Raw genomic sequence first — 26,380 nt, forward strand, 5'->3', positions numbered from 1 at the left:
ATGGTGGCCCGGCACACCGGCGAGGACGTCGTGGTCGACGGCGGGCGCGGCGAGCTGGTGCTGTTCTGGGCGGGGTTCCCGCTGCTCGGGGCGGGACTGGGCGCCGGGCTGACCACGCTGTCCGGCTGGATCGCCGGGCTGCCCTGGTTCCCGTTCCAGGGCCTGTTCGAGCTGCTCGACCGGTGGCCGGACGAGCGGGCGTACCCGATCGGGGCCGGGCTGGGTCTGCTCGGCGGCCTGGCCCTGGCGGTGGTGGCGGTACGCGACCGGCTGACCGTCACGGTCGGGCACCGCACGGTACGGCTGCACCGCGACGGGCACGGCCGGGACGTGGCCCGCGCCGACGTCGCAGGAGTGTTCGTCGACGGTGAGGCGCTGGTGCTGCTGGACACCGCCGGTGGCGAGCTGGCCCGGGAGAAGTCCGACCTGGACACCGAGCGGCTGCGGGAGGCGTTCACCCGGCAGGGCTGGCCGTGGACCGGGCAGGACCCGCACCGGGACGCGTACCGCAGGTGGGTCGAAGGGCTGCCCGACCTGCCGCCGGGCGCGGACGCCCTGCTGCGCGCCCGGCAGCGGGCGCTCGACAGCGGCCACGACGCCGAGACCCGGGAGCTGCACGGGGAGCTGGCCCGGCTCGGCGTCGTGGTCCGCGACGAGGGCAAACGGCAGTACTGGCGGCTGGTCCCCGGACCGCCGCCGCGCTGACGGCCTCCGCTCCGGCGCCTGATCCCGCGCGGCGCCCGCCGCGACGCCGGTGGACGTGACAAGTCACATCGCTGGCGCGTTTCCGGCATCAGAACGAACTGTTCGGGCATGTTCTCCGTACACAGGTGTGGTACGTGACGTCTACCTCGGAGGCATGGTGTCCGCAGTTCGAACTGATCCATTCGCGGGGGCGATACTCCAGGTCGGCGTACTGGCGGCCCTGGCCGGCACGGTCGGCCTGAGCGCGTACGGCTGGCTGGCCGGTCTGCTCTTCGGGGTGGTCATGGTCGCGGCGCTCGGATACGGGCTGCGCCGCTCGGGCGCGGACCGGCTCGGCCCGGCCGACTGGGTGACGCTCACCCGGGCCACGCTCGCCGGCGGGGTGGCTGCGTTGACAGTCGAGGCGTTCCGCGGGCCGATCGCGGTGCCGGTGCTGGTCGCGCTGGCCGCCGTGGCGCTCTCCCTGGACTGGGTCGACGGGCAGGTGGCCCGGCGCACCGGCACGACCAGTGCGCTCGGCGCCCGGTTCGACATGGAGGTCGACTCCTTCCTCGTCCTGGTCCTCTGCGGGTACGTCGCCGACCAGGTGGGCGCCTGGGTGCTGGTGATCGGCGCGATGCGGTACGTCTTCGTCGCCGCCGGCTGGGTGCTGCCGTGGATGCGCGGCTCGCTGCCGCCGCGCTACTGGCGCAAGGTGGTCGCCGCCACGCAGGGCATCGCGTTGACGGTGGTGGCGGCCGGTGTGCTGCCCCGGCCGCTGGCCCTCGCGGTGGTGCTCGGCGCGCTCGCGCTGCTGGTCGAGTCGTTCGGACGCGACGTCGGCTGGCTGTGGCGGCACCGCGTACGGCCGGCGCTCCCGGCGGCGCCGGTCTCCCCCGCGCCGGCGGGCCACGGGTCCGAGTGGACGCCGGGCACGCGGATCGTGCGCCAGCCCGTCGAGGTCGGCGGGCGGCGCCGGTGACCGACCTGTCCCGGCCGGCCGACGGCGACGACGTCCCGGCCGGCGCCACGTCCACGGAAGACAGCACGCCGGACAGCGCCGGCGCCTCGGCCGAGAGCGGCGACCGCACCCCGAACGACAGGGAGACGAGCGACCCGGGCAACGACGCGGTCGGCGCGTGGAGCGCCCGGCGGCTGCTCGGCGCGGCGGTCACCGCGCTGGCCGGAGCGCTCGTGCTGGTGGCCCTGGTCGCGCCGAGCGAGGTCAAACTGCTGTCCCTCGGGGCGTTGCTCCGCATCCCGGTGGAAGGGCTGCTCGCCGTCGCCCTGCTGCTGGTCCTGCCGGCCCGCCCGCGCCGCGTGGTGGCCACGCTGCTCGGCGCGCTGCTCGGCCTGATCCTGGTGCTCAGGGTCACCGATCTCGGGTTCTCGATGGTGCTCGACCGGCGCTTCGACCTGATCGCCGACCTGATCGCCGACTGGACGTTCCTCGGCGCGGGCGCGGAGAAAACTGTAAAGAGTCGTACGGCGGGGCCGCCGAGGTGGGCGCGATCGCCCTGGCCGTGGTCGCGGCGCTCGCCGTACCGGTGCTGGTGACGCTCTCGGCGCGGCGGCTGGCCCGCGCCGCGGCGGCCCACCGCCGGGTGACCACGCGCGCCGTCACCGCGCTCGCCGCCGCCTGGGTGGTCTGCGCCGTGCTCGGCGCGCAGATCGTGCCCGGCCTCCCGGTCGCCGCGGACACCGTCGCCGCCGACGTCTTCGACCGTGCCCGGCAGGTGCGGGCGGGCCTGAACGACAAGGAGACGCTGAACACGCAGCTCGCCGGCGACCCGTTCCGGGAGGTGCCGGGTGAGCGGATGCTCACCGCGCTGCGCGGCAAGGACGTGCTGTTCACGTTCGTGGAGAGCTACGGCCGGGTCGCGCTGGAGGACCCGGAACTGGCCCCGGAGGTGGACGCCGTCCTCGACGGGGGGACCCGGCAGTTGCGCGCGGCCGGTTACGGCAGCCGCAGCGCGTTCCTCACCTCGTCCACCACCGGCGGTGGAAGCTGGCTCGCGCACGCCACGCTGATGAGCGGCATCCGCACCGACAACCAGTTGCGCTACACCAACCTGGTACGCAGCGACCACCTGACCCTCAACGGCGCGTTCAAGCGCGCCGGCTGGCGGACCGCGCTCGTCATGCCGGCGCTGAACCGGGCGTGGCCGGAGGCGGCATTCTTCGAACCCGACACGCTGTACGGGGCAAAGGAACTCGGCTACAAGGGGCCGCTGTTCAGCTTTTCCTCGCCACCGGACCAGTACACGCTGGCGGAGTTCCAACGCCGCGAGCGCGGCCCCGGGCGCACGCCCGTGATGGCCGAGATCCCGCTGCTCTCCAGCCACCTGCCGTGGACGCCGGTCCCGCCCCTCGTCGGCTGGGACGACATCGGCGACGGCTCGGTCTACAAGGGAACGGCGCGCGCCGACCGCTCGGCGGAGGGCACCCGGGAGGCGTACCGGCAGGCCGTCGTGTACTCGCTGCGCACGCTCATCTCCTACGTGCAGCGGTACGGTGACGAGAACCTGGTGCTGGTGTTCCTCGGCGACCACCAGCCCGCCCGCACGATCACCGGCGACGACGCCGGCAAGGACGTGCCGATCACCGTCGTCGCGAAGGACCCGGCAGTGCTCGACCGCATCGCCGGATGGGGCTGGCAGGACGGGCTCAACCCGGACCCGCAGGCCCCGGTCTGGCCGATGGAGTCGTTCCGGGACCGCTTCCTGCGGGCGTTCGGACCGCAGTCCACCACTCACAGTTAGGGATGTCGTGACGATGCTCGCGCGGGCCTGGGGGATCACCCGTTCCCTGGCCGTCTACCACGGTCAGCCGGCCAAGCACCGGCGTGCCCGGCAGCTCTACGGGCAGTTCCTCTCCCCCGGCGACCTCGCCTTCGACATCGGCGCCCACGTCGGCGGCCGGGTGCGCACCTGGCGGCGGCTGGGCGCGCGAGTGGTCGCGGTGGAGCCGCAGCCCGACTGCCTGCGGGTGCTGCGCCTGGGCTTCGGGCGGGACGCCGACGTGGTGATCGAGCCGACGGCGGTCGGTGCGCGGTCCGGGAGCGCGCGGCTGGAGCTGTCGTCGGCGACGCCGACGGTGTCCACCATGTCGTCGTCCTGGATCGAGTCGGTCACCGCCGATCCGAGCTTCGCCGGGGTCCGCTGGGACCGGTCGGTCGAGGTGCCTGTGGTGACGCTCGACGACCTGGTGGCGCGGCACGGCGTACCGGCGTTCTGCAAGGTCGACGTCGAGGGCTTCGAGGTCGACGTGCTGTCCGGGCTCAGCCACCCGGTGCGCGGGCTGTCCTTCGAGTACCTGCCACCGGCGCACGACGCCGCGCTCGCGTCGCTGGACCTCGTGGAACAGCTGGGCGCGTACCGCTACAACTACTCGCCGGTGGAGACCATGCGGTTCGCGAGCGAGAACTGGCTGGACGCGGCCGGGCTGGTGCGGCTGCTGGAGACGTACCGTCCCGGCGGCCGCTCCGGCGACGTCTACGCCCGGCTGTCGGACTCCTGACGTAGGGTCGGCCCCGGGCACGAGCCGAGGAGGGCCGATGGCCAGGTACGCCGCTCTGCTGCGGGCCGTCAACGTCGGGGTCAACAAGCTGGCCATGGCCGACCTGCGCCGCGTGGTCACCGACCTCGGTCACACCGACGTCAAGACCTACCTGCAGAGCGGCAACGTGGTCTTCACCAGCCCGCCGGCCCGGCCGGAGACGCTGGCCGAGGGCATCGCGAACCGGCTCGGCGACGAACTGGGCCTGCGGGTGCCGGTGCTGGTCCGCGACGGGGACGAGCTGGCCGCGGTGGCCGCCGCGAGCCCGTACGCGGGCCGGCAGGACGACCACACGCGGGTGCTCGTGGTGTTCCTGTCGGCCGCGCCCGCCGCCGCGCGGGTGCGCGAGCTGGCCGTGCCGCCGGGCGAGACGATGGAGTACGAGGTGATCGGCCGGGAGGCGCACCTGCACTTCCCGGCCGGCGGCTACGGACGGACGAAGTTCACCGCCGCGTACCTGGAGAAGAAGCTGGGTGTGGTGGCGACCGCCCGCAACTGGCGGTCGGTGCTGGCCCTGCGCGACCTCACCGCCGCCTGAGCCTCTCCTCAAACCGGCCCGCGGCACCTAGCATTGCTGCTCATGAATATGAAGCGCGTCACCCGCTCGCGATCCGGGCGGCTGATCGCGGCAGTCGTGCTCGCCGTCGCGGTCGCGATCCCGCTCGGCATGACCGGCGCCGCCTCGGCCGCGACCACGCTGACCGTGGCGCAGGCCCTCGCCGCGCAGGACGGCCGGACCGCCACCGTGACCGGCTACGTCATCGGCCAGCCCACCGCCACCAACACGGTGCTCACCTCCGGCTTCACCGCCGACACCGCGATCGCCATCGCCGACCAGGCCGGCGAGACCGGCACCGCCCGGATGCTGTACGTGCAGGTCACGGCCGCCTGGCGGAGCACCTTCGGGCTGCTCGGCAACCCGTCGCTGCGCGGGCGGCAGGTGACCGCGACCGGCACGCTGACCGCGTACTTCAGTCACGGCGGGCTGAAGAACCCGAGCGCGATGAGCCTCGGCGGCGGCGCCACGCCGAGCCCTTCCCCGACCCCGACCCCGGCGCCGACCGGCACGCCCGACGCCTACTACGCGGCCGCGGCCGGCAAGACCGGGCCGGCGCTGCGCACCGCGCTGCACGGCATCATCCGGGTGCAGACAAAGCTCAGCTACGACCAGGTGTGGGACGCGCTCAAGGACACCGACCAGGACCCGGCCAACCCGGCGAACGTGATCCTGCTCTACAGCGGACGCTCGCAGAGCAAGACCAGCAACGGCGGCGGTGCGAACGACTGGAACCGGGAGCACGTCTGGGCCAAGTCGCACGGCGACTTCGGCACCGCCACCGGCCCCGGCACCGACGTGCACCACCTGCGGCCGGAGGACGTGTCGGTCAACTCGCTGCGCGGCAACAAGGACTTCGACGCCCGCGGCGGCGCGGTCGCCGAGGCGCCCGGCTGCTACACCGACGCCGACTCGTTCGAGCCGCGCGACGCGGTGAAGGGCGACGTGGCCCGGATGATCCTGTACATGGCGATCCGGTACGAGGGCGGCGACGGCTGGCCGGACCTGGAACCGAACGACTCGGTGTCGAACGGCTCCGCGCCCCGGCTCGGGCGGCTGTCGAAGCTGCTGGCCTGGAACGACCAGGACCCGCCGGACGCCTTCGAGCAGCGACGCAACCAGCGGATCTACGAACGCTGGCAGGGCAACCGCAACCCGTTCGTCGACCACCCGGAGTGGGCCCGGTCGATCTGGGGTTGACGCTCGTCCCCGATGTGAGGAAGCGTGGCGAGCGGGTAGAGACATCCGGTTGGCACGGCCGGGGCGGGCGGCACGGACGCGCCCCGGCACCGCACGATCGGAGATGAGACTCTTCATGGCCCCCAACAGCGTTCCGGACATCGCGCTCAACGACGGAAACTCCATCCCACAGCTCGGCTTCGGCGTGTTCCAGATCGAACCGAAGGACACCGCCCGGGCGGTCGGCACCGCGCTGGAGATCGGCTACCGGCACATCGACACCGCCCAGATGTACGGCAACGAGGCCGAGGTGGGTCAGGCGCTGCGCGCCTCCGGGCTGGACCGCGGCGAGGTCTTCGTGACCAGCAAGCTGAACAACGGCTTCCACCGCCCGGACGACGCCCGCAAGGCGTTCGAGCAGACGCTGCGGGAACTCAAGTTCGACTACCTCGACCTGTTCCTGATCCACTGGCCGCTGCCCACCCGCTACGACGGCGACTTCGTCTCCACCTGGAAGGTGCTGGAGGAGCTGCGTGACGCGGGCACGGTCCGGTCGATCGGCGTGTCCAACTTCCAGGTCGCGCACCTGGAGCGGCTGGCCGCCGAGGCGGACGTGGTGCCGGCGGTCAACCAGATCGAGGCGCACCCCTACCTCGGCAACGAGGAGGTACGCGCGTACGACAAGGCGCACGGCATCCTCACCGAGGCGTGGTCGCCGATCGCGCAGGGCGCGGTGCTCGACGACCCGACGGTCGTCGACGTGGCCGAGCAGGTCGGCCGGACCCCGGCCCAGGTGGTGCTGCGCTGGCACGTGCAGCGCGGCGACATCGTCTTCCCGAAGTCGACCACCCCGAAGCGGATCGAGGAGAACTTCGCGATCTTCGACTTCACGCTCGACGACACCGCGATGGAGCGGCTCACCTCGCTGGACCGGGGCGAGGACGGCCGGACGGGCCCGAACCCGGACGAGTTCGACTACATCCCGAGCTGAACCGCCGCACACCGAAGGGCCCCGGGGAACCGGGGCCCTTCGACGTTTGACTTCGCGCGCACTCGAAGGGGCAGGGTGACCGGCAAAGCTCCGACGGGGAGGAAATCCATGCGCTACCGCACCATCGGCACCGCCCCTGCGACGCGCCGCAAGGTCAGCGTGCTCAGCCTCGGCGCGATGCTCTTCGGCACCGCCACCGACGAGGCCACCTCGTTCGCCATCCTCGACCGCTACGTGGAGGCCGGCGGCACGTTCATCGACACCTCGGACAACTATGCCTTCTGGCAGAACGGGGGCCAGGGTGGCGAGAGCGAGGAACTGCTCGGCCGCTGGCGGCGCAGCCGCGGGGTCGGCGACGAGGTGGTCATCGCCACGAAGCTCGGTGCCCGGCCGCTCGCCCCGGGCACCAGCTACGTGGACAACCCCGAAGGGCTGTCGGCGAAGGTGATCCGCGAGTCCGCCGAACGCAGCCGGGAGCGGCTCGGGCTCGACCGCATCGACCTGCTCTACGCCCACATCGAGGACCACACGGTTGCGCTGCGGGAAACCGTGGAGGGCTTCGCCGAGCTGGTCGCGGAGGGCACCGTCGGGCTGCTGGGCGCCAGCAACCACCGCGCCTGGCGGGTGGAGCGGGCGCGGGCGCTCGCCGCCGCGGCCGGGTTGCCCGTGTACGAGGTGCTGCAGTACCACCGCAGCTACCTGCCCCGGCGTCTCGACGTGCCGAGCGAGCTGGACCGGGACGGGGACGTCGGCTGGGTCGGCCCGGACCTGCTCAGCTATCTGCGGGCCGAGCCGCAGCTCACGCTGGTGGCGTACTCGCCGCTGCTCAAGGGCGCGTACGTCCGGCCGGAACGGCTCGGCGAGGAGTACGCGGTGCCCGCCACCCCGGCCCGGCTGGAGGCGTTGCGGGCGGTGGCCGCCGAGACCGGGGCCACCGTCAACCAGGTGGTGCTGGCCTGGCTGATGGGCGGCGACATCCCGTCGATCCCGCTCGTCGGCTTCTCCTCGGTGGCGCAGCTGGAGGAGAGCCTGGGCGCTGTCGACCTGGAGCTGACCGCCGAGCAGCGGACCCGGCTGGACTCGGCGCGCTGACCGGCGCCGGGCCGGGTGGCTCACACGCCACCCGGCCCGTGCCGATCGACCGGATCGTGTCGCTCAGGCGGCCGGGTACCGGTCGACAGCGACGTCGAGCCGCAGGGTGCCGGTGCCCGGCAGGGTCACCTCGGTGGCGTCGGCCGGGCGGGCCGCGCCGTCGAACCAGCCGGCGTAGCTGACGAACGGCGGCGTCCACAGCCACGCCACGGTGACCGGCTGGGGGCCGAGCACGCGCAGCGCGTACTCGCCGTCGCGGTCGGCCGTCCGGCCGATGACCTCACGGGTACGCGCGTTGCGCACCGTCAGCTCGGCGACCACCGGGCGGCCCTCCGGGTCGACGAGCCGGCCGGTAACCAGGACGCCTCGCCGCACGGCGAGGTCGTAGACGGTGGTGGCGCCGACCCGGACCGTGACCGGTACGGCCTTGCCCCGCAGGGCGAACCCGCCGGACCACTGGGTGGCGTTGTCGGCGGTGGTGAACAGCAGCGGCCACCCGTACGGGCCGAGCCAGTCGATCCGGTAGCGGCCCTGCGCGTCCAGTTCCACTCCCCAATCCGGGAAGTCGCCCGGCTCGGGCGCGAGCGTCACGGTGCCGGAGGTCGCCGGCCTGCCGGTGGCCGTGCTGGTCACGGTGCCGGTGACGACGCCGGCGCGGTCGAGCCGGATCGGGGGCACGGTGACCGTCTGCCCGGCCCGGAGGGTGACCACCCGGGCCTGCTTCGCGTCACCGGTGCCGCCGGTCGCGCCGACCCACTGCGCGCCGTACGCCGATCCGCCGGCGGGGCGGGCGAACAGGTTCCAGGAGCCGGCCGCGACCAGGCCGACGCGGACGTTCCCGGAGGCGTCGGAGCAGTACCGTCCCGGGTTGGCGGGCAGCTCGCCGGTACCGGCGGGCGCCGGCGTCACGCAGGCCCCGGCGACTGGTGCGCCGGTCGCCGCGTCGACCACCCGGGAGACCACGTTCGCGGCCGGGGTCAGGACGACCACGGCGGTGCCGCTGCCGTCGGGCAGGACGTTCACCGTGGCGTAGCGGGGCAGGTGGGTGTCGTCCCGGGTGTAGACCCACACCTCCTGCGGGCCGGGGATCAGCGGCGGGACGGTCACCCGGGTGTCGCCGCACGGATTGCGCCGGGGGTCGAGGAACACGCACACCCCGTCGACCGCGGCGCCGGTGACCGCGTCGCGCGCCCGCAGGGTCGACCCGCTGGGCGTGACCAGGCGCTCGGAGACCTCCGTCGTGTCCCCCGCGGACACCCGGACCGTTCCGGCCTGCGCCCAGCTGGTGCGGCCCGGCACCCACTGCCGGAGCACCTCGTCGTCCTGGCCGTCGCTGTACACCGGGGTGACGGCGATCTTGTAGTCGCCGGCCGGCACCTCCACGCTGAGCTGCCCGGACTCGTCCAGCGGCAGCAGGTCCTTGTCGTAGCTGCTGTCGGCTGCGGTCACGGCGACGTTGCCGCCGGCCGGGCTGCCGTCGGGGCTGGTGACGGTCAGGTGGAGCACGCCCGCCGGATCCGCCGCCGCACCGGCGGCGGTGGGTGCGGCGGTGACGGCCAGGGCCGCCACGGCGAGTGCGCCGAGCACTTTTCGGACGATGGACACGGTGGACCCCTCTCGGTTTCAATGCGCTCAAGAGGCGTCCGCGTCACCACAACCAGGACACGCCCCCGTGCGTCGGATGCCGGCGCAGCATATGGCGGACGATCGATCGCGCACTGTCCGCGACCGGTCATCCGGCGGACTGCTGCGGGAACGGTCATAACCCCGTCTTTCTCCCGTACCGGGCCGCCGTCGGCCGGGAACCGCGACCGCCAGATCGGATCTGGCGGACCGTCTGGCGCCGAAGAGGTGAGGCCGGCACAACACCACAGCTCCCCGGCCTCGTTGAAACAGGCGATCGGTCCGGCGGCACGCCGTACGCCTGTCGAGACACCGACGAGAGAGGTAGCAATCCATGAGTAACCGGAACACCGGCCTGGCCGTCGAGGCCGAGGGCCTGGTCCGGTCCTTCGGTACGACGCGGGCGCTCGACGGGCTGGACCTGCGGGTCCCCGCCGGCACCGTGTACGGGGTGCTGGGCCCCAACGGCGCCGGCAAGACCACAGCCGTACGGGTGCTGGCGACGCTGCTGCGCCCCGACGGCGGCACCGCCCGGGTCTTCGGCCACGACGTGGTGCGCGACGCCGACGCGGTCCGCTCCCGGGTGAGCCTGACCGGCCAGTACGCCTCGCTGGACGAGGACCTGACCGGTGCGGAGAACCTGATCCTGCTGGCGCGGCTGCTCGGGCTGAGCCGGGCCGGCGCCCGGGACCGCGCCGACCAGCTGCTCGCCGCCTTCGGGCTGACCGAGGCCGCCGGGCGGCAGGTGAAGAAGTACTCCGGCGGGATGCGGCGGCGCATCGACATCGCCGCGAGCATCCTCAACACCCCGGATCTGCTGTTCCTGGACGAGCCGACCACCGGGCTGGACCCGCGCAGCCGCAACCAGGTGTGGGCGATCGTGCGGGCGGTGGTGGCGTACGGCACCACTGTGCTGCTGACCACGCAGTACCTGGACGAGGCGGACCAGCTCGCCGGGCGGATCGCGGTGGTCGACCACGGCCGGGTGATCGCGGAGGGCACCCCGGGCGAGTTGAAGTCGTCGGTCGGATCCGGCAGCGTCCACATCCGGCTGCGCGATCCGGGGCAGCGGCCCCAGGCCGCGAAGGTGCTGCGGGCGGCGCTGGGCGTACCGGTGCAGCTCGACACGGACCCGGTGGCGCTGACCGCCCGGGTCGGCGAGGACGGCACCGACCTGGAGGCGAGCGCGCAGGCCGCCCGCGCGCTCGGTGAGCTGGCCGGCGCCGGCATCGTGGTGGACGACTTCTCCCTCGGCCAGCCCAGCCTGGACGAGGTCTTCCTGGCCCTGACCGACCACCCGGCCGTCCCGGCGGACGAGCGGGACGACGAGCTGGAGGCGGCGCGATGAGCGACACCGCGATCACCACCGGGCGCGCGCCGTCCGTCTACGTACCGTCCGCCGAGGCGCTCGCCACGGTGCTCGCCCCGGCGGAACGGCCGGCCCGGCCGAGTCCGCTCGCCGCGTCGCTGACGTTCGGCTGGCGGGCCCTGCTGAAGATCAAGCACGTGCCGGAGCAGCTGTTCGACGTGACCGCGTTCCCGATCATCATGGTGCTGATGTTCACGTACCTGTTCGGTGGCGCGCTCGCCGACAGCCCGCGTGCGTACCTGCAGTTCTTCCTGCCCGGCATCATGGTCACGAGCGTCGTGATGATCACCATGTACACCGGGGTCGGGCTGAACAACGACATCGAGAAGGGTGTCTTCGACCGGATCCGTACGCTGCCGGTCTGGCGGCCGGCCGCGCTGGTCGGGATGATCTTCGGGGACGTGCTGCGCTACGTGCTCGCCGCGGTGGTCATCCTCTCGGTCGGGCTGGTGCTCGGCTTCCGCCCCGACGGCGGGCTGCTCGGGGTGCTGGCCGGGATCGGGCTGCTCGTGGTCTTCTCGTTCGCGTTCTCCTGGGTGTGGACGTTCTTCGGCCTGGTGCTGCGCAGCGAGAAGTCGGTGATGGGGGTCAGCATGATGGTGCTGTTCCCGCTGACGTTCCTCAGCAACGTGTTCGTGGAACCGTCCACCATGCCCGGTTGGCTGCAGGCGTTCGTCAAGGTCAACCCGATCACCCACCTGGTCGGCGCGGTCCGCGCGGCGATGGCCGGCTCGATGGACGGCCCGAACACGATGTGGTTGCTGCTCTGGAGCGCCGGTTTCGTGGTCGTCTTCGGCACGCTGACCATGTACCGCTACAACCGCCACTGACCGCCCGCCGGGGTGGCGGGACCCGAACCCGCCACGCCGGCGTACGGCAGGTCAGAGCCGCCAGGACACCGGTTCGGGCGGCAGGTAGCGGCAGGCGCCGCCGGTGGTGACGGACTCACGCAGATGGGCGGCGAGCGCCGGATGCCGCTGGTCGATGCGGCGCAGCGTGTCCCGGATCCGCCCGGTCACCGCCTTGCGTGCCCGTTCGGCCTGGTCACCGAGGCGGCGGCTGCGCCCGGCCAGCCCGGCGGCGGTCCGCAGCTGGTCGAGCAGCGCGGCCCGCTCCGCGTCCAGCGCGGACAGCCGCCGCTCGTCGTGGCGTACGGCGGCCCGGTCGATCTCGTCGTCGAGCCGCCGCAGATGCCGGCGGTAGCGGGCCTTCGCCTCGTCGTCCAGCACCGGGTCGGCGCCGAGGCGGCGGGCCGCGACAAGTTCCGGGCCGGCGGCCGGGTCGAGCAGCTCGACGGCGGGCACGTCGGTGCCGGGCCGGCTCAACAGCAGCCGCAGGTCGTGCAGCCCTTTGGCGTCGGGTAGGTGCACCACCACACCGCCGTACCCGAGGCGCCACACCGGCCCGTCCGGGCGGAACTCCGGCGGAGCGGACACCGCCGGGCGAACAGCGGTCAGCGGAGAGACCGCCACCGCCGGAGGGTCCGCCCGGGCGGCGGCCAGCCGGCCGGGCACCTGTCTCATGCCCAGCGCCCGCGCCTCGGCCGCCGTCGCGGCGCGCAGCCGCCGCGCCTCGGCCGCGTCGCCCGGCCCGTCGCGCCCGGTCAGCGCGGCCGCCAGCCCGACCCGGGCCAGCACCGACCACGGGCGGGCGCCCAGCCGGTCGGCGGCGTCCCGGGCCGCCGTGTAACCGGCGACCGCGTCGTCCCACCGGCCGTCGGCCGCGTCCACCGCGGCCAGCCACAGGTCGACCGGGCCGGCGATGTCGCAGCCGAACAGCGCGGCCATCCACCGTCCCCGGTGCGGCGCCAGCGCCGCCCGCGCCTCGGCGCACCGGCCCGGGTCGCCGTCCACTGCCGCCGCCTGGGCCCGCAGCCGCAGCCACAGCGGCGACACCGACCGGGGGTACGTGGCGCCGGCGGCCTCGATCCCGGCGGTGAGCCCGCGTACGGCGGCCGGGTCGCCGCGTTCGGCGGCGGTGATCGCCCGGAGCAGCTCGGCCTGCGGGTGGCCGGCGCCCACCTTGTCGAGCAGGGCCTCGGCCTCGGCGACGCGGCCGTAGAGAAGCAGCACCGACCAGCGGATGTGGTGCGTCATGAAGGCGTGGTCGGAGTGTTCCGGCTCGGGGTGGCTCTCCACCTCGGCGAAGCACTCCTCGGCGGTGGCGAGGTCGCCCCGGAACGCGGCGATGATGCCGCTGTCCATGGTGGCCGCCATCCGCTGCCGGGGGACCTCGCCCTGCCGGGCGCCGGCCACGAACGAGGCCAGCTCCCGGCGGTATCCCGGGTCGCCCAGTTCCAGCAGCGCGACCCAGCGCAGCGCGGTGGCCCACAGCTCGGTCTCCCGGTCGCCGCCGCGGCGGGCCACCTCCCGGATCTCGGCGGTCACCTGGGCTCGCTCCTCGGCGGTCCCGAGGCCCCAGGTGGTGTCGTGGCGGGCCCACAGGCTGAACGTGAGCGCCTCGTCGTCGCTGCCGTGCCTCGCGAGCGTCTCGGTGGCGGTGATCAGGTCGGTGACCAGGCTACGCACGGACCGCTGCGGATCCGGCTCGCCGATCAACCGCCGGTACGCCTCGCGGACCAGGTCGTCGGCGTCGAGCCGGCGGCGGGTGGCCGAGTGCCGCCGGTGCGCGGTGAGCGCCACCCGGGTGAGCACGCCCGGGTCGTCGGCCTGCCGGGCCAGCGCGGCGGCCTCGGTCAGCAGCCGCTCGACCTCGTCGGCCGGGCCGATGTGGTGCAGCAGCCCGGCCAGTTCCAGCAGCAGCCGGACCCGCGGGACGGGCTCACCGGGAAGATCGAGCGCCCGCCGGTAGTGCCGGACCGACTCGTCCACGGCGAGCCGGCCGGCCGCGTCCCGGGCGGCTGTGACCAGCAGCTCACCGGCGCGTACCGGGTCCAGCTCGGCGCCGGCCAGCCACGCGTGCCGGGCCAGGTGGGCGGGGCTGAGCGCGCCGGCGAGCGCGCCGGACCTGTCCACGGCGCGGACGACGCCCGCGTGCCGGGCCCGCCGCGCGTCCGCGGCGAGCCCGTCGTAGAGCGTCTCGCGGACCAGGTCGTGCACGAAGACGAACCGCCCGCCGCCCCGGGGCAGCACCAGCCGGGCCGCGGCGGCGCGGCCGAGCATGCGGTCGACCTGGGCGACCGGAGCGGGTACGCAGGCCGCCACCGTCCCCCTGTCGAACTCGTGGCCGAGCACCGCGGCGACGGTGAGCGCCTCGACGACCGGGGCGGTCAACTGGTCGAGCCGGCGGCGCACCACCTCCCGGACGCCGGGCGCGATGGTGTCGGTGAGGCCGTCGGTGTGCCAGAGCCGGGCGGTCTGCTCGACGAAGAACGGGTTCCCGCCGGTGCGCCGGTGCACCTCGGCGACCAGATCGGCGCCCGGCTCGCGGCCGGCGGTGCGGGTCATCAGGGCGGCCACGTCGTCCCGGCCGAGGCCGGTGAGCGTGACCGTGGTGGCCTTCGCGCTCAGCGGCACCAGCAACGGGCGCAGCGGATGCTCGCCGGACTCGACCTCGGCGTCCCGGTAGGTGCCGACGAACAGCAGCCGCTCGAACCAGGTGTGCCGGGTGACGAACTGGAGCAGCCGGACCGACGCCGGGTCGGCCCAGTGCAGGTCGTCGAGGACCACCACGACCGGCCGGTGCTGCGCGACGGCGACGAGCGCCGCGGTCACCGCGTCGTGCCTGTCGAACTCGGCCCGGCCGCCGTCCCCCGCCTCGTCGCCGTCGTCCCCCGCTTCGTCGCCCTCTCCGGCGGGGCGCTCGCCGAGCAGCGCGGCCAGCCCGGCGTCGACCGCTTCGCGGGCGCCGGAGGGGTCGTCGGCGAAGCGGGCCAGCCGGCGCAGCACCTGAACCCAGGGCCAGTAGTCGGGGGCGGTGTCGGAGTCCCAGCACGCGGCGCCGAGCACGAGCGCGCCGCTTCGGCGGGCCTCGTCGGCGGCGGCCGAGACCAGGGTGGTCTTGCCGATGCCCGGCTCGCCGGTGACCAGGGCGAGGCCGCCGTGGCCCGCGGTCAGCCGGGCCACCTCGGCGCGCAACAGCGCCGCGGGGTGTTCCCGCCCGATGATCTGCTCGCCGAACCGCGGCTCCATGACCTCCCGACGCTAGTCGAGGGGTCCGACAAGACGACAGCGATCAGGTCCGCGCGTCGGTCACCACGTGCGCGCACGCCGGGCACGCCGACGGCCCCTGCTCGGCGAACCACCGGCAGGTACGCCGGATGGCGCACTTCGGCAGCGCCTCCTCGGCGGGCGGGGCGGTCTCGGCGTACGAGGCGGCCATCCGCGCGCCCAGCCCGCAGTGCGAGCCGGTCCAGAATCCGCAGGACGAGGTGACGCACGGACCGGCGAGCCGGACCCGTGCCTCGACCGGCTCGTCGGAGTCGCCGAGCCCGGCGAGCGCCACCTCGGCCGGTACGGCCGGGGTCACGTAGGCCACCCGGCCCGCCGGAGTGATCATGCCCAGGAACACCGTGGCGTTCGACGCCGGGGTGCTCGGGCACATCCGCTCCGGCGCGCCGGCCGGCCGGGCGGCGTCGGTCACCGCTGGATCCAGAACCCGATGTCGTTGATCTTCTGCCCGAGGTCCTGGGCGAACGGGCCGTCGATGACCCAGAGCCCGTACCACTCGGGGCGCAGCTTGATGTTGCCGTGGCCGACGGTCAGCGGGTTGGTCAGTTTCGCGTCGGCGGTACGCAGGGCGGCCAGGCCGGCCTTCTGGATCTCCGCGGCGATCAGCGTCTGCTGCTCGGCGCTCAGGTCGACACCGTCGACCACGAAGCGGAACTCGTTGCGGGCCATGTGCTTCCTCCGGTCACTCGTACGATTCGGGCCCAGCCCGCGACGCAGGCTGGTTCGGGGAAGGCCGCCCAACCCGGCGTGCGAGGCGGCTTCGGTGCGTTTCCCGGCGCCGGGCGAGCACCCCGGGCGGCGTGTTTCCGCCCCACCGGCCGGGGGGGGGCCGCGGCGTCGGCCCCCCCAGTTTCGCGGCAGGCCGCGACCGCGAAGGGCGGCCCTGCTCCGGCGCGCCCGGTGAACCCCGGCCGGTTCCGTCGGCGACCCGGATCGTGCCCGTCCGGGCCGGACCCGCACGTCCGGAAGTGGTGGTGCAGGCTGGCCAGCGTGGCCAGGTGGGTGGCGTCGCGCCGGCCGGCGGCGAACCCGGCGTGCAGCTCGTCGTCGCGGCGGTGCCGGATCGCGTGCAGCACCAGCGCGTCGCCGGCCGGCTCGACCCGGGCGACCACGTGCACCGGCGTACTCCAGGCCGGCGGCGAGTTCGCCGACCAGAAGGCGAGCCAGGCGGCGAGCCGGGCGTGGAAGTCGGTCTGGACGCCGACCGCGGGCGCGGAGCCGTCGGGCGCGCGCAGCGCGGCGGTGGCGATGCGGTCCCGGGCGATCAGCGGTGTCGCGGGACGGGCGGGAGCCGCCGCGGCGGCGGCTCCGGTGGAGGCGACGGCCAGGCCGGTCACTGTGACCGCCGAGGCTGCCGCCGCGCCGGCGAGCAGTCGCCGGCGGTCGAGCGGGTGTCCGTTGTCGTTCATCGTCGGCCCTTCGTCGACGGCAGTGGCCCGACGTTATCGACCGGAAGCGATCAGAAAAACACCCCGCGTGACGGGAGGCTGACAGGAAAACCGGGGATTCCCGGCGGCGTGAACGACCATTCCTGTGCTGGTGGGCGATCAGGCGTGCAGCAGTCCGGCGACGGCCCGCTGGGCGTCCACGAGCGCGGTCGGCGGCAGGTCGAGCGTCCAGAGCGCGGCGGCCAGGTAGTCCAGGACGCGCCAGCGCTGCTCCTCGCTCAACGGCGGTCGCCGCGCGCCGCCGAGGACCGGCCCGCCATCCGACCCGGTGCCGCCGGGGCTGCGCCACACACCGCCGAGCGCCGCGTCCAGCCGGTCGGTGAGCAGCGCCGCGAGCCGGCGGCGGTCGACCCCGATCAGGCACGGGGCCAGTTCCGCGTCCGCCGCGATCAGCCGCAGCCAGCGGTGCACCGCCTCGCGTACGGCGACCGGGCCGAGCCGGTCGCGCGGCTCGCGGGGACAGGTCACCAGCTCCGTGGTCCGCACGACAAGGGGTACGGATGATCGAGCCCGGTCAGTTCACCGCGACACTTGATATCGATGGATACCAATCTATAGGCTGGCGGCGTTCCGCTCACCCCCCATCCCAAGGAGTGTGAACCATGCGTAAGCCCAAGCTGTCCCGGATCCTCGCCACCCTCGCGGCCGCGACGCTGGCAGCGCTCGGCGCGGTAGCCGTCAACCCGGCTCCGGCCTCCGCCGCCGTCCGCAACGTCTGCTACAACATCAGCCAGGCCGGCCCGTTCGCCAACACGGCGGTGCAGGCGGCGGCGATCTGGAACAACTACACGAACAACATCAACATGGCCCAGTGCGGGTCCAACCTGCGGATCACCTACACCTACGGCGGCGGCTCGTACGCCCAGCGCACCAGCCTCGGCAACGGCCGCGTGGTGATCGACTACAACCAGGCCCAGCAGTACTCGGCACTGCGCATCATGACGCACGAGATCGGCCACATCCTCGGCCTGCCGGACAACTACAACGGCAACTGCGCCATCCTGATGTCCGGCGGCAGCGCCGGCACGAGCTGCACCAACCCGTACCCCAGCTCCGCCGAGGCCTCCCGGGTCGACTCGCTGTTCGGCTTCGCGGCCCGCAGCGCGACGCCCGCCCAGGTCTTCACCGGCAGCTGGCCGGCCGCCGCGACGGTGGGCACCCAGCGCTGACGACGCAGTGACGACGGGGTCGGCGGGTCACCGCCGGCCCCGTCCGCGCGTCCGGCCCTTCCCCGGCGTGCCGGCCGCCGTCCGGCCCGGCCGCCCGCCCGCCGACCTGCCGGCGCTCCCGGCCGGCGGCTTGTCCTGCTTGCGGCCACCCGCGCGATCGGCGCCCCGCCCGGACGCGGCGTCGTCGGCCAGAGCCGCCGCGCGGCGGTTCAGCTCCTCGACCCGCTCCCGGAGCCGGCGCAACGCCCCGGCGTCGTCGTCCACCTCGGACACCTCGTCGAGCAGGCCGACGTAGTCGGCGGCCAGCCGCCGGTGCGCCGGCGCGGCCGGACCGGCGTACCCGTCCAGGTCGATGATCTGCTGGGCGAGCACAGCGGTGGCGGCGCCGAGCGCGGCCCGTTCGTCGGCGCGCGCGTCCCGCCCGGCCCGGCGCGCGTCGGCCAGGCGACCGGCCCGGCGACCGCCGAACCAGAGCACCGCCGCGCCGGCCACCACGCCGGTCACCGCGCCACCGGCCAGCAGGTACCGGGGCAGCGACGGGCTGATGGTACGAGCGCCGTCCGGCACCAGACCGGCCCGGACCAGCCGGTCGTAGTTGAGCACGATCACCTTCAGCGCCTCGACCGGCCGGTCCACGAACGCGTCGGCGCCCCGGCCGATGGTGGTCTCGGCGACCACGGCCCGGCCGAGGTCCTTGGCGCCGTCGCCACCGAGCCGGGAGCAGCCGTAGGTGTCCCAGTCCTCGCCGTCGCGGCTCATCGCCAGCACCAGCGTGCCCTGGGCGGCGCGCTTCGTGTCGGCGCACGCCTCGCGCAGGTCGGCGCCCGGCTCCATGATCAGCACCACCAGCCGCCGGTTGCCGATGACCCGCTCGGCGGCGGCCCGGTCCAGGTCCACCCCGGGAGCGGAGTAGACCGACGAGACGCGCACCTGCCGCGCGACCGGCCCGTCCAGGATGCCGCCGGACCACAGCGCCCAGCCGGCCAGCGCCAGGCAGGCGAGCGTCGCCCGGCCGAACGCGGTGCCGACCAGGCGGCCGAGCAGCCGGCGCGGACCGGTCGCCGCCGCGCCGCGCCGGGCGGGCACCCGCGCGGGCCGGGTCGCGACGCCGCTCACGACAGCCTCGCCCGCAGGTAGACGTCCGGCCGGTAGCCGGGCATCCGCACGTCCCGGGCCACGTCGTCCAGCTCGGCCGCCGCGTCGGCCAGCAATTCGCGTACGTGCCGGTCGGGCAACCCTTCGCCCAGCGCGTCCCGGGCCGCCCGCAACCGGCCCACGCCCCGCACCAGCGCCGGGTCGGTGCGGGCGTCGGTGAGCAGCGACAGCTCCACCGCCAGCGCGGAGAGCCCCGCCAGCCGGGCCGGCGTACCGCCCGGACCGACGTCGGTCGGACGGCGACCGCTGCCCCGCACGGTACGGATCGACAGCGCCACGAAACCGGCCACGCAGGCGGCGAAGATCCAGGGCAACGCCGGCAGCGCCACCCGCAGCGGATCGAACGGCCGGTACGGCAGCGGACGGTCGAACAGCCCCGCGTACCGCACGTCGGTCACCTGGCCAAGGTACGTGGCGAGCACGTTCTGCTGCGGGTAGGCGTACCGGCCGAGCCGGCTGCCGAACTGGGCATAGAAGCTCGCGCCGGCCACCTCGGCGAACTCCGCCGCACTCGGACCGTGGTACTCGATCCAGTCGCCGTACATCACCAGGAGCGGCTGATCCGGGGCGAGCCGGTGCAGCGCCGGCCCGTACGCGGGCAGCGGCTCCCCGTACGGCTGCGCGGGCAGCACCACGAACCAGGCCCCGTCCGGGAACGCGCTGCTCGCCGCCTTCTCCGGCAGCTTGGTCAGCGTGGCGCCGGGGCCCACGTACCGGCCGGTGGCGCGCAACGCGGCCACCATCGGGGCCAGCTCCGGACCGGTCGGTTCCCGCCAGCGCAGGTCGTCGCGGTCCGGCGGCGTCGGCTGGTCGTGCAGCGTCGCCAGCAGCGTGAGCAGCGGGCCGGTCACGTCACGGGTGGCGAACCGGGCCCGCCAGCCCGGCAGGTCGTCCGGCGAAGCCACGTAGAGCCCGCCGCTGACCTCGGTGCCGACGATCCGGATCTCGGCGTTCTCCACGTCCTTGACCCGGCGGCGTTCCGCCTCGTCCAGACCGGGCGGGGCGACCAGGATCCGGGTGCCCCGGTCACCGATGGCCGCCCGTACCCGCTGCTCGTCCCAGCGCGCGACCGCCCCGGGCAGCCGCACCACGGGTTCGGCCGCGACCAGCGCCGTCATCTCCTCGACCGACGGCACGCTCGCGTCGCTCAGCTCCCCGGCCGACCCCTCCTGCGGCAGCGCGCCCGCCGACGGGGACCGCCCGTAGCTGACCTCCACGCTCTGCCGCTGCGCCCCCAGGAACACCACGAGCACTGCCGCCGCGGCGGCCAGCAGCGACCAGCGCACCAGATCCCGGCGTACCGGCAACCTCGGCGCGGTCACCGGCCGGCCCGCCACAGCTCGTCGGCCCGGCGGGCGTGCTCGGCCGCGGCCCGGGCCGCGTCGGCGCCGCCCCGGGCGGCGGCGAGCATCTCGGCCCGGGCCAGCAGCCGCTCCGCCTCCGGCACCGCCGTCGGGGACGCGTCCCGGCTCACGGTGGCGTCGTGGATCGCCGCCCGCGCCGAGGACCAGGCGACGCGCCGGCCCTGCGCGCGGGCGCGGCGCCGGGGCAGCAACGCGGCGAGGAACCCGGCCGCCAGGGCCACCACGCCCCCACCCAGCCAGGGCAGCACACTCGCGGTCATGATCCCTTCCTAACGCACCGCCGCCAGCGGCGCGCGCCGAGGTACGCCTACGACGACGAATAGCCCTCGTTGAACCCCTCGATGAACCCGCCCGCGAACCCGGACGCGACACAGCCGGCACAGCAGAGGATCACCAGCAGCGCCGGCAACGCCACCCACAGGACGATCGCCCACCTGTTCGTCGGCTGCTCCGGCTGCGGCGCGTACGCCTGCGGCGGGTACTGCGGGTACTGCGGCGGCGGATACTGCTGCTGGTACGGATCCTGCTGATACGGGTCGTGAGGGTACATCCGGCCATCGTGCCCACCGCCCTCCACCGCCCGGAAGATCCGTTCGGTTCGCCGGACATGCCACGACGGCCCGTCGTCACGCCCGGTGCGCGTCCAGATGGGTGAGCACCGTCTGGTTGGCCTCCCAGCCGTCCGGGAACTTCACCGGCACGTCCAGGTGCACCCGCTCGGTCGACGGGTACGCGTCGAGCAGCTCACCGATCCCCGCCCGGGCCACCACCACGCAGGCGTGCCGGTGCCGCGACGCCAGCACGCACAGCCGCCCCGACTCCAGGTGGAACGCGGTCGCGTCCCGCCGGCCGGAGAGCGGGTGCAGCACTATCGTCACGTCGTACTCCCGGCCCTGGAGCCGGTTGGCGGTGTCCACGGTGATGCCCGCCCCGGCCGTGCCCAGCCGGGACCGGATGGCCGCGACCTGGTCGCGGTGCGCGGCCCCGACGGCGATCCGGTCCGCGGTGACCGGCGCGCCGCCCGGCGCTGCTTCGCTCACCGCGACCGCGCCGCGCGCCAGCACCCGCAACGCCAGCTCCGCGCAGGCCGCGGCGGCTTCGGCATCGGTACGCACGGTGTGCCGGGCCGGCAGCTCGTGCAACGCCCAGCCGGTCGCGGCGGCCACCTCCACCGAGGCGTCGTAGGCGTCCCCCGGACCGGGCTCGGTGAACGTCAGCACCCGGTCGGCTGGCCCGGTGCCGGCCCGGAACCCGGTGAACGGGTAGAACGCGGCGGACACCACCGGCGCGGCCGAGTCGGGCAGCCGCCACGACACCGGCAGCCGGTGCACCGGCAGCTCCGGGTTGTGCCGCAGCAGCGTGGCCACCGCCGACTGCATCGGATCCCAGGTCAGCCCGGTCCAGCGGAACGTCTCCACTGTGGAGAACGGATCGAGTTGCCCGGGATCGCCGACGAACAGCGCCCGCTCGAACCGCCCCGCCACGCGCAGCAGCGCGTCCGCGCGCATCTGGTACGCCTCGTCCACGATCGCCCACGGCCAGCTCCCCTCGGTGACGGTGGCCCACTTGGCCGCCGTACCGATGGTCACCGCCGGGCCGCCCAGGTCGGCGACCTTCGCCGCGACCCGGACCGCCGGATGCCCGGTGACCCGCCCGGTGGGCCGGTAGTCGGTCGCGGAGAGCCGCCCGACGCGCAGCTCCGGGGCCTTACGGCCGAGCCGGTCGATGAGGTCGTCGACCTGCTCGTTGGTCTGCGCCACGATCATCAGCGGGTCGCCGGTGGCGGCGATCTCGACGGCGGCACGGACGACGAGGGTCGACTTACCGGCACCGGGAGGCGAGTCTACGACGACGCCGCGGTGCGCCCCCTCCCGGAGGTCCCGCAGCACCCGTTGGATCACCTGCTCCGCTTCGTGCAAGGAAGGGCCCCCTTTTAACGTCTCCGGTAGAGGCGGGGCCCCTTCTTAACACGCGCCGGGTAAAACTGCGGGCATGAGTCAAGCGCCGGTGCTCTACCTCATCGTCTGCGCCGCTCCCCCGGCCCAGCGGATCGGCGAACTCGTCGAGCTGCTCATGGCCGACGGGTGGCGAGTGTGTCTGATCGCCACGCCGATCGCTGCGAGCTGGCTCGACTGTGACGCACTCGCCGACCAGACCGGATATCCGGTACGCGCGCAGTGGCGCCGCCCCGACGACCCCGAGCCGCACCCTCCGGCCGACGTCGCTGCGGTCGTGCCCGCCACGTTCAACACGCTGAACAAGTGGGCAACCGGCGCGAGCGACACACTTGTCCTGGGCATCCTCAACGAGCTGCTCGGCTCCGGCCTGCCGATCCAGGTGTTTCCCCGGGTCAAAGCCGTGCTTACCGCGCATCCGGCATACCAGCCGAACCTGGAGCGGCTGCGTGAGGCGGGGGTGGTGGTGCACGACGGGGACGTGCTGCGGACGCCGGAAGAGATGTCGCCGAACCGATGGGCTGTGGTGGTGGACGCGCTGCGCGCGACGCGATCCGACACCTAGCGGGGCCGGGGCACCTGGCGGTTGAAGCGGGGACGCAACGCCAGGACCAGCGCGTCCTTCGTACCCTCGGGGTGGTCGGTCTTCAGCCACCGGACCTCGCGCCGCCCCAGCCACCCGGCGATGTCGTCGCGGGTCGCGGCGCGGCCGGGCGTGTCGAGGAGCTGGCCGACCTGGTCGTGCAGCACCGACGAGTCGCGGTTGCCGGTGAGGTGCTGCCGCAGCCGGGAGCGCAGGTTGCCGGTGTAGCCGACGTAGACCACGACGCCACCGTCGAGCACCAGGTGCACGCCAGGCGCGGCCGGCGCGTCGGCGACGACCGCCATCGTGTACGGGCGGGGCGACGTGAACTCGGCGAGTAGTTCTTCGGTGTCCAGCACGCCGGGGACGGTACCGGCGTCAGCGCAGCTCCGTCGCCCCGCACGACCCACCGTGACCGTCCCGCAGCCCACAGCGTCCACCCTCTGGTAACCGTTGATCACACCAGACCCGGTGCCGCAGGTGCTGTGCGTCCTCCTCGCTGAGCGTGGTCTCGCCGAAATCAACGACGTTGACGTGCCCGAGCGACCCGGCGAGCGCGGCGGCCAGGTCGGCGGCGGCGTCCCGGCTGGTGAGCGTGGTCGGCAGGTGGATGATCCAGCGAGGCTCAGTCATCGTGGCCGCGTCGCCGGCACCCGTTGTGGCGGGACTGCCACTGCCGCAGGGCCTGACGGACGCGCTCCGACTCGGTCCGGGCGGTGGCCAGTTCGCGGTGCAGGCGGTCCATCTCGTCGGCGACCCGGCACAGGTAGTCGTGCACCTGCGCCGGGTCCAGCCCGCGCCAGCGGGTGTCGAAGACGGCGCTGCGCACCTGGTACGCCTGCACCCGCTCCCCGGTCACGTAGATCACAACGCCACCATCCCGGCCGCCACGGCCTCGTCGGGCAGCCCGGCCGCGGCGAGCGTCGCCCTCCCCCACCGGGCCAGCCGGCAGGGGTACGGGACGCGCTCGCTGCGACACAGCGGTCCCTGCGGCCAGTGCTCGGGAACGTGTACGCGCACGGCCAGCGCGGCGACGAGCAGATCCTCGTCGGTGACCGGGGTGAGGACGGGAAAGTCGGCGAGTACGGCGGACATCGGCTGGCGCCTCCGGGTCGGTTCTCGTGGAGTGGCACCGGAGCGGGCGGGGACGGCGGGAGCCACGATCGGGGGACGCGGTGCCACCGGAGCCCGGCACCCGCCCCGGGCCATGCGCCGACTCTCGGTCCCTCCCGGCAGGAGCCGCATGCCGTGGTGATCGTGGCTGTCATGCACACAACGCATACGCTCGGTCACCGCCGCGAGACATCCGGCGATATGCGCGGTGCGTATACCAGGCCGCTCCGGAACGGGTTGAATGGCTAGGCTCGACTTCGGACACAGGTTCTCCGCGAACGGCGAGGTTGCCGGTGACACCTGCGAACTGCCCCCGCTGCGGCGGGCGCTTGGCGCGCGACAACGACACGGGGCGCTGCGCGCCCTGTCAGGCCGCCGAGCGCGACCGCCTCAGCACGCCGCCCGCCGTGCCCGACTCGTTCTGGGACCATGAGCCGCTCCGGGCGGCGCTGGCCGGACGGCACCTCGGGCAGGTGATCCGGGCGTACCGACACCACCCGTACCACGGGCGGAGCCCGCTGCCGCAGAGCGTCGTCGCGGGGTGGCTGGGGATCACGCAGGCGCAGTTGAGCCGGATCGAGAACGGCCCCGCCCTGGTGCATCTCGACCGGCTGGCGCACTGGGCGACCGTGCTCGGCATCCCGCCTCCACGCCTCTGGTTCGCGCTACCTGGTCAACCCACACCTATCGTGGTCTCAAACACGAGCATCGAAGAAGGTGGTAGTACGAATCGCCGGCGATTCAACGCCCTGGCCGCGCTGGCTGGCATTCAGGCAAGTGACGTCCTCAACCTGCTGAACACAAGCGCCGGACCGCCGTCACATCTGGGCATGGAGCAGGTCCGGTACGCGGCCTCACTGGTTGATCAGTTCCGCGTAGCGGATGCGGCAGTGGGTGCGGACGCGATCTGCGATATCGCTATGCACGTACACGATCGCCTGTCCACGTGCGCGGCAACGGCCGCTTACGGCCGTTCGGTGGGCGAGGCATTACAGAGCGCGCTGGCCGAACTTGCGATCCAGGCGGCCTGGCTTGCCATCGACTCCGACCGGCGGACCGAGGCGAGGCCCTACTTGAACGAGGCCATCACGCGAGCCCGTATCGCGGATGACTCACGGGCCGAAGTACGTGCTCTGGCCTGCATGTCGCTGTTACTACGTCAGGATCGTCCGGCCGAGGCGGTGCACTGCGCCGAGGCTGCCTTACGAACCGCTGCCGGCTGGGCCACTCCCCGCTTGACCACTCTTCTGCACCTCCGCTCAGCCCACGCGCATGCCGCTCTCCGGGATGCCTTCGGCTTCGATCGCGAGATGACCAAGGCACGGCGGGCCTTCGACGGCGGCAGCCACGATGACGACCTTCCGTTCCTCTCCTTTGTCAGCGAGCAGGAGGTCAGCGGCATCCAGGGCCTCGCTTACCTCGAACTCGACCGGCCGGACCGTGCTGCCGCCTGCTTCCGCACAGCCACGTCCGGTCCAGCCAACGCCTACCGTCGCAACCGTGTCCACTACATGGTTCAGCTCTCGCGCGCGTTGGTCAGGCAAGGGGAGATAGGTGGTGGCGCCGGAGCCGGGTTCAGCGTGCTGTCGGAGCTTGGTCGGGTGCGATCCGGGCGGACGCTTCGGGTGCTTTCCGAGGTCCGCTCCAGTCTGACGGCCCATCGAATGGTGCCGGAGGTACGGCAGTTTGTTGATGCCTATAACGGGACGCTGGTTTGATGGTGGACAAACTGCGACTGCGTCACCACACGGCCGCAGAGGCCGAAGTGCTGGTGGACCAGCTTGTCGACGTGTACCTCGACGCGCACGCCGACGACGGTCCGCGTTACACAGCCGAGCGGTACGAACAGCAACTCGCGGCGCACATGCTCAGGGAAGGCTGGGAGCTGGTAACGGCCCGAGCCGATGACGAGCTGGTTGGCTATATCTACGGATTTCCGCTCGCCGCCGATACACGTTGGTGGGACGGCATTCATGAGCCAGTACCGGACGGCTTCACGGACGAAGACGGGCACCGGACTTTCGCGGTCTGCGAATTGCTGGTGCGGCGCTCGTGGCAACGCCGGGGGATCGCCCGGACACTCCACGACCGGCTCCTGAGCACGCGGCGGGAACGACGCGCCACGCTGCTCGTACGGCCCGACAACGCCCCTGCCCAGCGCGCGTACGACTCCTGGGGATGGCAGCCGGCCGGCCGGCTGCAGCCCGCGCGGGATGGCGCACCGCTGTTCGAGGTCCGCACCAAGCCCATCGGGCCAGCGCGTCGATGAGGTATCCCGGAGACCGTGTCGATGATCTGACAGACGGCGGACGAAGTCCCTGACACCTACCGATTGCACTAACGCATTGGCTTTCGCGTGGCCTTTATCGCGACTAGTGCCTCGTCATGCATCCTTGAATGGTAATCGGGGT

The 26,380-nt window shown here is 73.7% G+C and carries 30 protein-coding genes; 15 read left to right on the forward strand and 15 right to left on the reverse strand.

Translation table 11 applies throughout. The annotated features are described in order from the left end of the window. The 9 genes from MCBG_RS14535 (at window position 1) to MCBG_RS14570 (ending at window position 8,060) form a co-directional block, all read left to right on the forward strand. Window positions 1-705 carry a YqeB family protein gene (locus tag MCBG_RS14535; protein WP_043326258.1) on the forward strand — a complete coding sequence of 235 codons (705 nt, stop codon included), beginning with the start codon at window positions 1-3 and terminating at the stop codon, window positions 703-705. Between the two features lie 154 nt (window positions 706-859). Further along, window positions 860-1,666 carry a CDP-alcohol phosphatidyltransferase family protein gene (locus tag MCBG_RS14540; protein WP_205795783.1) on the forward strand — a complete coding sequence of 269 codons (807 nt, stop codon included), beginning with the start codon at window positions 860-862 and terminating at the stop codon, window positions 1,664-1,666. Continuing rightward, complete coding sequence (locus MCBG_RS34075; RefSeq protein WP_157560785.1) at window positions 1,663-2,241, forward strand: hypothetical protein; 579 nt, start codon at window positions 1,663-1,665, stop codon at window positions 2,239-2,241. The genes MCBG_RS14540 and MCBG_RS34075 overlap by 4 nt, the downstream gene beginning before the upstream one ends. Continuing rightward, a complete protein-coding gene (locus MCBG_RS14545) occupies window positions 2,187-3,446 on the forward strand; it encodes an alkaline phosphatase family protein (RefSeq protein WP_157560786.1) in 1,260 nt (419 codons plus the stop codon). The genes MCBG_RS34075 and MCBG_RS14545 overlap by 55 nt, the downstream gene beginning before the upstream one ends. Before the next feature lie 13 nt (window positions 3,447-3,459). Then, the gene (locus tag MCBG_RS14550; protein ID WP_043330599.1) at window positions 3,460-4,203 is read left to right on the forward strand and encodes an FkbM family methyltransferase; all 744 of its coding nucleotides are present in this window, start codon (window positions 3,460-3,462) and stop codon (window positions 4,201-4,203) included. 37 nt (window positions 4,204-4,240) lie between these two features. Next, a complete protein-coding gene (locus tag MCBG_RS14555; protein ID WP_043326260.1) occupies window positions 4,241-4,780 on the forward strand; it encodes a DUF1697 domain-containing protein in 540 nt (179 codons plus the stop codon). Window positions 4,781-4,822: 42 nt separating this feature from the next. Continuing rightward, a complete protein-coding gene (locus MCBG_RS14560; RefSeq protein WP_043330600.1) occupies window positions 4,823-5,998 on the forward strand; it encodes an endonuclease in 1,176 nt (391 codons plus the stop codon). A 115-nt stretch (window positions 5,999-6,113) separates the two neighbouring features. Next, entirely contained in the window at window positions 6,114-6,968 is an 855-nt protein-coding gene (locus MCBG_RS14565; RefSeq protein WP_043330601.1) for an aldo/keto reductase, read from the forward strand. A gap of 108 nt (window positions 6,969-7,076) precedes the next feature. Further along, window positions 7,077-8,060: an aldo/keto reductase gene (locus MCBG_RS14570; protein ID WP_043326262.1), complete on the forward strand. Its 984-nt coding sequence runs from the start codon at window positions 7,077-7,079 to the stop codon at window positions 8,058-8,060. A 63-nt stretch (window positions 8,061-8,123) separates the two neighbouring features. On the opposite strand, the gene MCBG_RS14575 is transcribed toward MCBG_RS14570, so the two are convergent. Continuing rightward, a complete protein-coding gene (locus MCBG_RS14575; RefSeq protein WP_140946581.1) occupies window positions 8,124-9,665 on the reverse strand; it encodes a carboxypeptidase-like regulatory domain-containing protein in 1,542 nt (513 codons plus the stop codon). Window positions 9,666-10,017: 352 nt separating this feature from the next. Between MCBG_RS14575 and MCBG_RS14580 the strand changes: the two genes are divergently transcribed. Further along, complete coding sequence (locus tag MCBG_RS14580) at window positions 10,018-11,031, forward strand: daunorubicin resistance protein DrrA family ABC transporter ATP-binding protein (protein WP_043326267.1); 1,014 nt, start codon at window positions 10,018-10,020, stop codon at window positions 11,029-11,031. Next, window positions 11,028-11,882 carry an ABC transporter permease gene (locus MCBG_RS14585; RefSeq protein WP_043326269.1) on the forward strand — a complete coding sequence of 285 codons (855 nt, stop codon included), beginning with the start codon at window positions 11,028-11,030 and terminating at the stop codon, window positions 11,880-11,882. The genes MCBG_RS14580 and MCBG_RS14585 overlap by 4 nt, the downstream gene beginning before the upstream one ends. Before the next feature lie 51 nt (window positions 11,883-11,933). Here MCBG_RS14585 and MCBG_RS14590 read toward each other — a convergent pair whose 3' ends face one another. The 5 genes from MCBG_RS14590 to MCBG_RS14610 form a co-directional block, all read right to left on the reverse strand. After that, on the reverse strand, window positions 11,934-15,143 hold the full coding sequence (locus MCBG_RS14590) for an ATP-binding protein (RefSeq protein WP_043326271.1): 3,210 nt from the start codon (window positions 15,141-15,143) through the stop codon (window positions 11,934-11,936). 43 nt (window positions 15,144-15,186) lie between these two features. Next, on the reverse strand, window positions 15,187-15,594 hold the full coding sequence (locus tag MCBG_RS14595) for a hypothetical protein (RefSeq protein ID WP_030501892.1): 408 nt from the start codon (window positions 15,592-15,594) through the stop codon (window positions 15,187-15,189). Then, window positions 15,591-15,851 carry a hypothetical protein gene (locus MCBG_RS14600; protein WP_030501893.1) on the reverse strand — a complete coding sequence of 87 codons (261 nt, stop codon included), beginning with the start codon at window positions 15,849-15,851 and terminating at the stop codon, window positions 15,591-15,593. Before MCBG_RS14600 ends, MCBG_RS14595 begins: the two co-directional genes overlap by 4 nt. After that, window positions 15,806-16,591 carry a hypothetical protein gene (locus MCBG_RS14605; protein WP_223201475.1) on the reverse strand — a complete coding sequence of 262 codons (786 nt, stop codon included), beginning with the start codon at window positions 16,589-16,591 and terminating at the stop codon, window positions 15,806-15,808. The genes MCBG_RS14600 and MCBG_RS14605 overlap by 46 nt, the downstream gene beginning before the upstream one ends. Window positions 16,592-16,729: 138 nt before the next feature. Beyond that, complete coding sequence (locus MCBG_RS14610; protein WP_223201222.1) at window positions 16,730-17,116, reverse strand: globin family protein; 387 nt, start codon at window positions 17,114-17,116, stop codon at window positions 16,730-16,732. Between the two features lie 116 nt (window positions 17,117-17,232). On the opposite strand from MCBG_RS14610, the gene MCBG_RS14615 reads away from it, so the two are divergent. Then, a complete protein-coding gene (locus tag MCBG_RS14615; protein ID WP_043326273.1) occupies window positions 17,233-17,799 on the forward strand; it encodes a snapalysin family zinc-dependent metalloprotease in 567 nt (188 codons plus the stop codon). A 27-nt stretch (window positions 17,800-17,826) separates the two neighbouring features. Here the strand turns inward: MCBG_RS14615 and MCBG_RS14620 are convergent, their stop codons facing one another. From MCBG_RS14620 to MCBG_RS14640, 5 genes are all read right to left on the reverse strand, one after another. Beyond that, complete coding sequence (locus tag MCBG_RS14620; RefSeq protein ID WP_051611214.1) at window positions 17,827-18,915, reverse strand: hypothetical protein; 1,089 nt, start codon at window positions 18,913-18,915, stop codon at window positions 17,827-17,829. Next, entirely contained in the window at window positions 18,912-20,276 is a 1,365-nt protein-coding gene (locus tag MCBG_RS14625; protein WP_223201223.1) for a hypothetical protein, read from the reverse strand. Before MCBG_RS14625 ends, MCBG_RS14620 begins: the two co-directional genes overlap by 4 nt. After that, window positions 20,273-20,578 (reverse strand): DUF6403 family protein, encoded by a 306-nt coding sequence (locus tag MCBG_RS14630; protein WP_043326275.1) that lies wholly within the window; start codon window positions 20,576-20,578, stop codon window positions 20,273-20,275. Before MCBG_RS14630 ends, MCBG_RS14625 begins: the two co-directional genes overlap by 4 nt. 47 nt (window positions 20,579-20,625) lie before the next feature. Continuing rightward, entirely contained in the window at window positions 20,626-20,868 is a 243-nt protein-coding gene (locus MCBG_RS14635) for a hypothetical protein (protein WP_043326278.1), read from the reverse strand. Window positions 20,869-20,944: 76 nt separating this feature from the next. Further along, entirely contained in the window at window positions 20,945-22,237 is a 1,293-nt protein-coding gene (locus MCBG_RS14640) for an AAA family ATPase (RefSeq protein WP_043326280.1), read from the reverse strand. Window positions 22,238-22,310: 73 nt separating this feature from the next. On the opposite strand from MCBG_RS14640, the gene MCBG_RS14645 reads away from it, so the two are divergent. Next, window positions 22,311-22,838, forward strand: coding sequence for a flavoprotein (locus MCBG_RS14645; RefSeq protein WP_043326282.1), 528 nt, complete (start codon window positions 22,311-22,313; stop codon window positions 22,836-22,838). Here MCBG_RS14645 and MCBG_RS14650 read toward each other — a convergent pair. The 4 genes from MCBG_RS14650 to MCBG_RS14665 are packed head-to-tail and all read right to left on the reverse strand — an operon-like array spanning window position 22,835 to window position 23,951. Beyond that, window positions 22,835-23,215 carry a GIY-YIG nuclease family protein gene (locus MCBG_RS14650; protein WP_043326284.1) on the reverse strand — a complete coding sequence of 127 codons (381 nt, stop codon included), beginning with the start codon at window positions 23,213-23,215 and terminating at the stop codon, window positions 22,835-22,837. The two genes, MCBG_RS14645 and MCBG_RS14650, sit on opposite strands and share 4 nt — an antisense overlap. A gap of 19 nt (window positions 23,216-23,234) precedes the next feature. Continuing rightward, window positions 23,235-23,489 (reverse strand): hypothetical protein, encoded by a 255-nt coding sequence (locus MCBG_RS14655; protein WP_043326286.1) that lies wholly within the window; start codon window positions 23,487-23,489, stop codon window positions 23,235-23,237. Further along, window positions 23,482-23,724 carry a DivIVA domain-containing protein gene (locus MCBG_RS14660; RefSeq protein WP_043326289.1) on the reverse strand — a complete coding sequence of 81 codons (243 nt, stop codon included), beginning with the start codon at window positions 23,722-23,724 and terminating at the stop codon, window positions 23,482-23,484. Before MCBG_RS14660 ends, MCBG_RS14655 begins: the two co-directional genes overlap by 8 nt. After that, on the reverse strand, window positions 23,721-23,951 hold the full coding sequence (locus MCBG_RS14665) for a hypothetical protein (RefSeq protein ID WP_043326291.1): 231 nt from the start codon (window positions 23,949-23,951) through the stop codon (window positions 23,721-23,723). Before MCBG_RS14665 ends, MCBG_RS14660 begins: the two co-directional genes overlap by 4 nt. 347 nt (window positions 23,952-24,298) lie before the next feature. Between MCBG_RS14665 and MCBG_RS34080 the strand changes: the two genes are divergently transcribed. Both MCBG_RS34080 and MCBG_RS14675 read left to right on the forward strand, forming a co-directional pair. Next, window positions 24,299-25,687: a helix-turn-helix domain-containing protein gene (locus tag MCBG_RS34080; RefSeq protein ID WP_051611216.1), complete on the forward strand. Its 1,389-nt coding sequence runs from the start codon at window positions 24,299-24,301 to the stop codon at window positions 25,685-25,687. After that, window positions 25,687-26,238 carry a GNAT family N-acetyltransferase gene (locus tag MCBG_RS14675; RefSeq protein ID WP_043326293.1) on the forward strand — a complete coding sequence of 184 codons (552 nt, stop codon included), beginning with the start codon at window positions 25,687-25,689 and terminating at the stop codon, window positions 26,236-26,238. The genes MCBG_RS34080 and MCBG_RS14675 overlap by 1 nt, the downstream gene beginning before the upstream one ends. The last annotated feature ends 142 nt before the right edge of the window (window positions 26,239-26,380 follow it).

This window comes from Micromonospora sp. M42, from assembly GCF_000568915.1.
In the GTDB taxonomy this organism is placed as follows: Bacteria; Actinomycetota; Actinomycetes; order Mycobacteriales; family Micromonosporaceae; genus Micromonospora; species Micromonospora chalcea.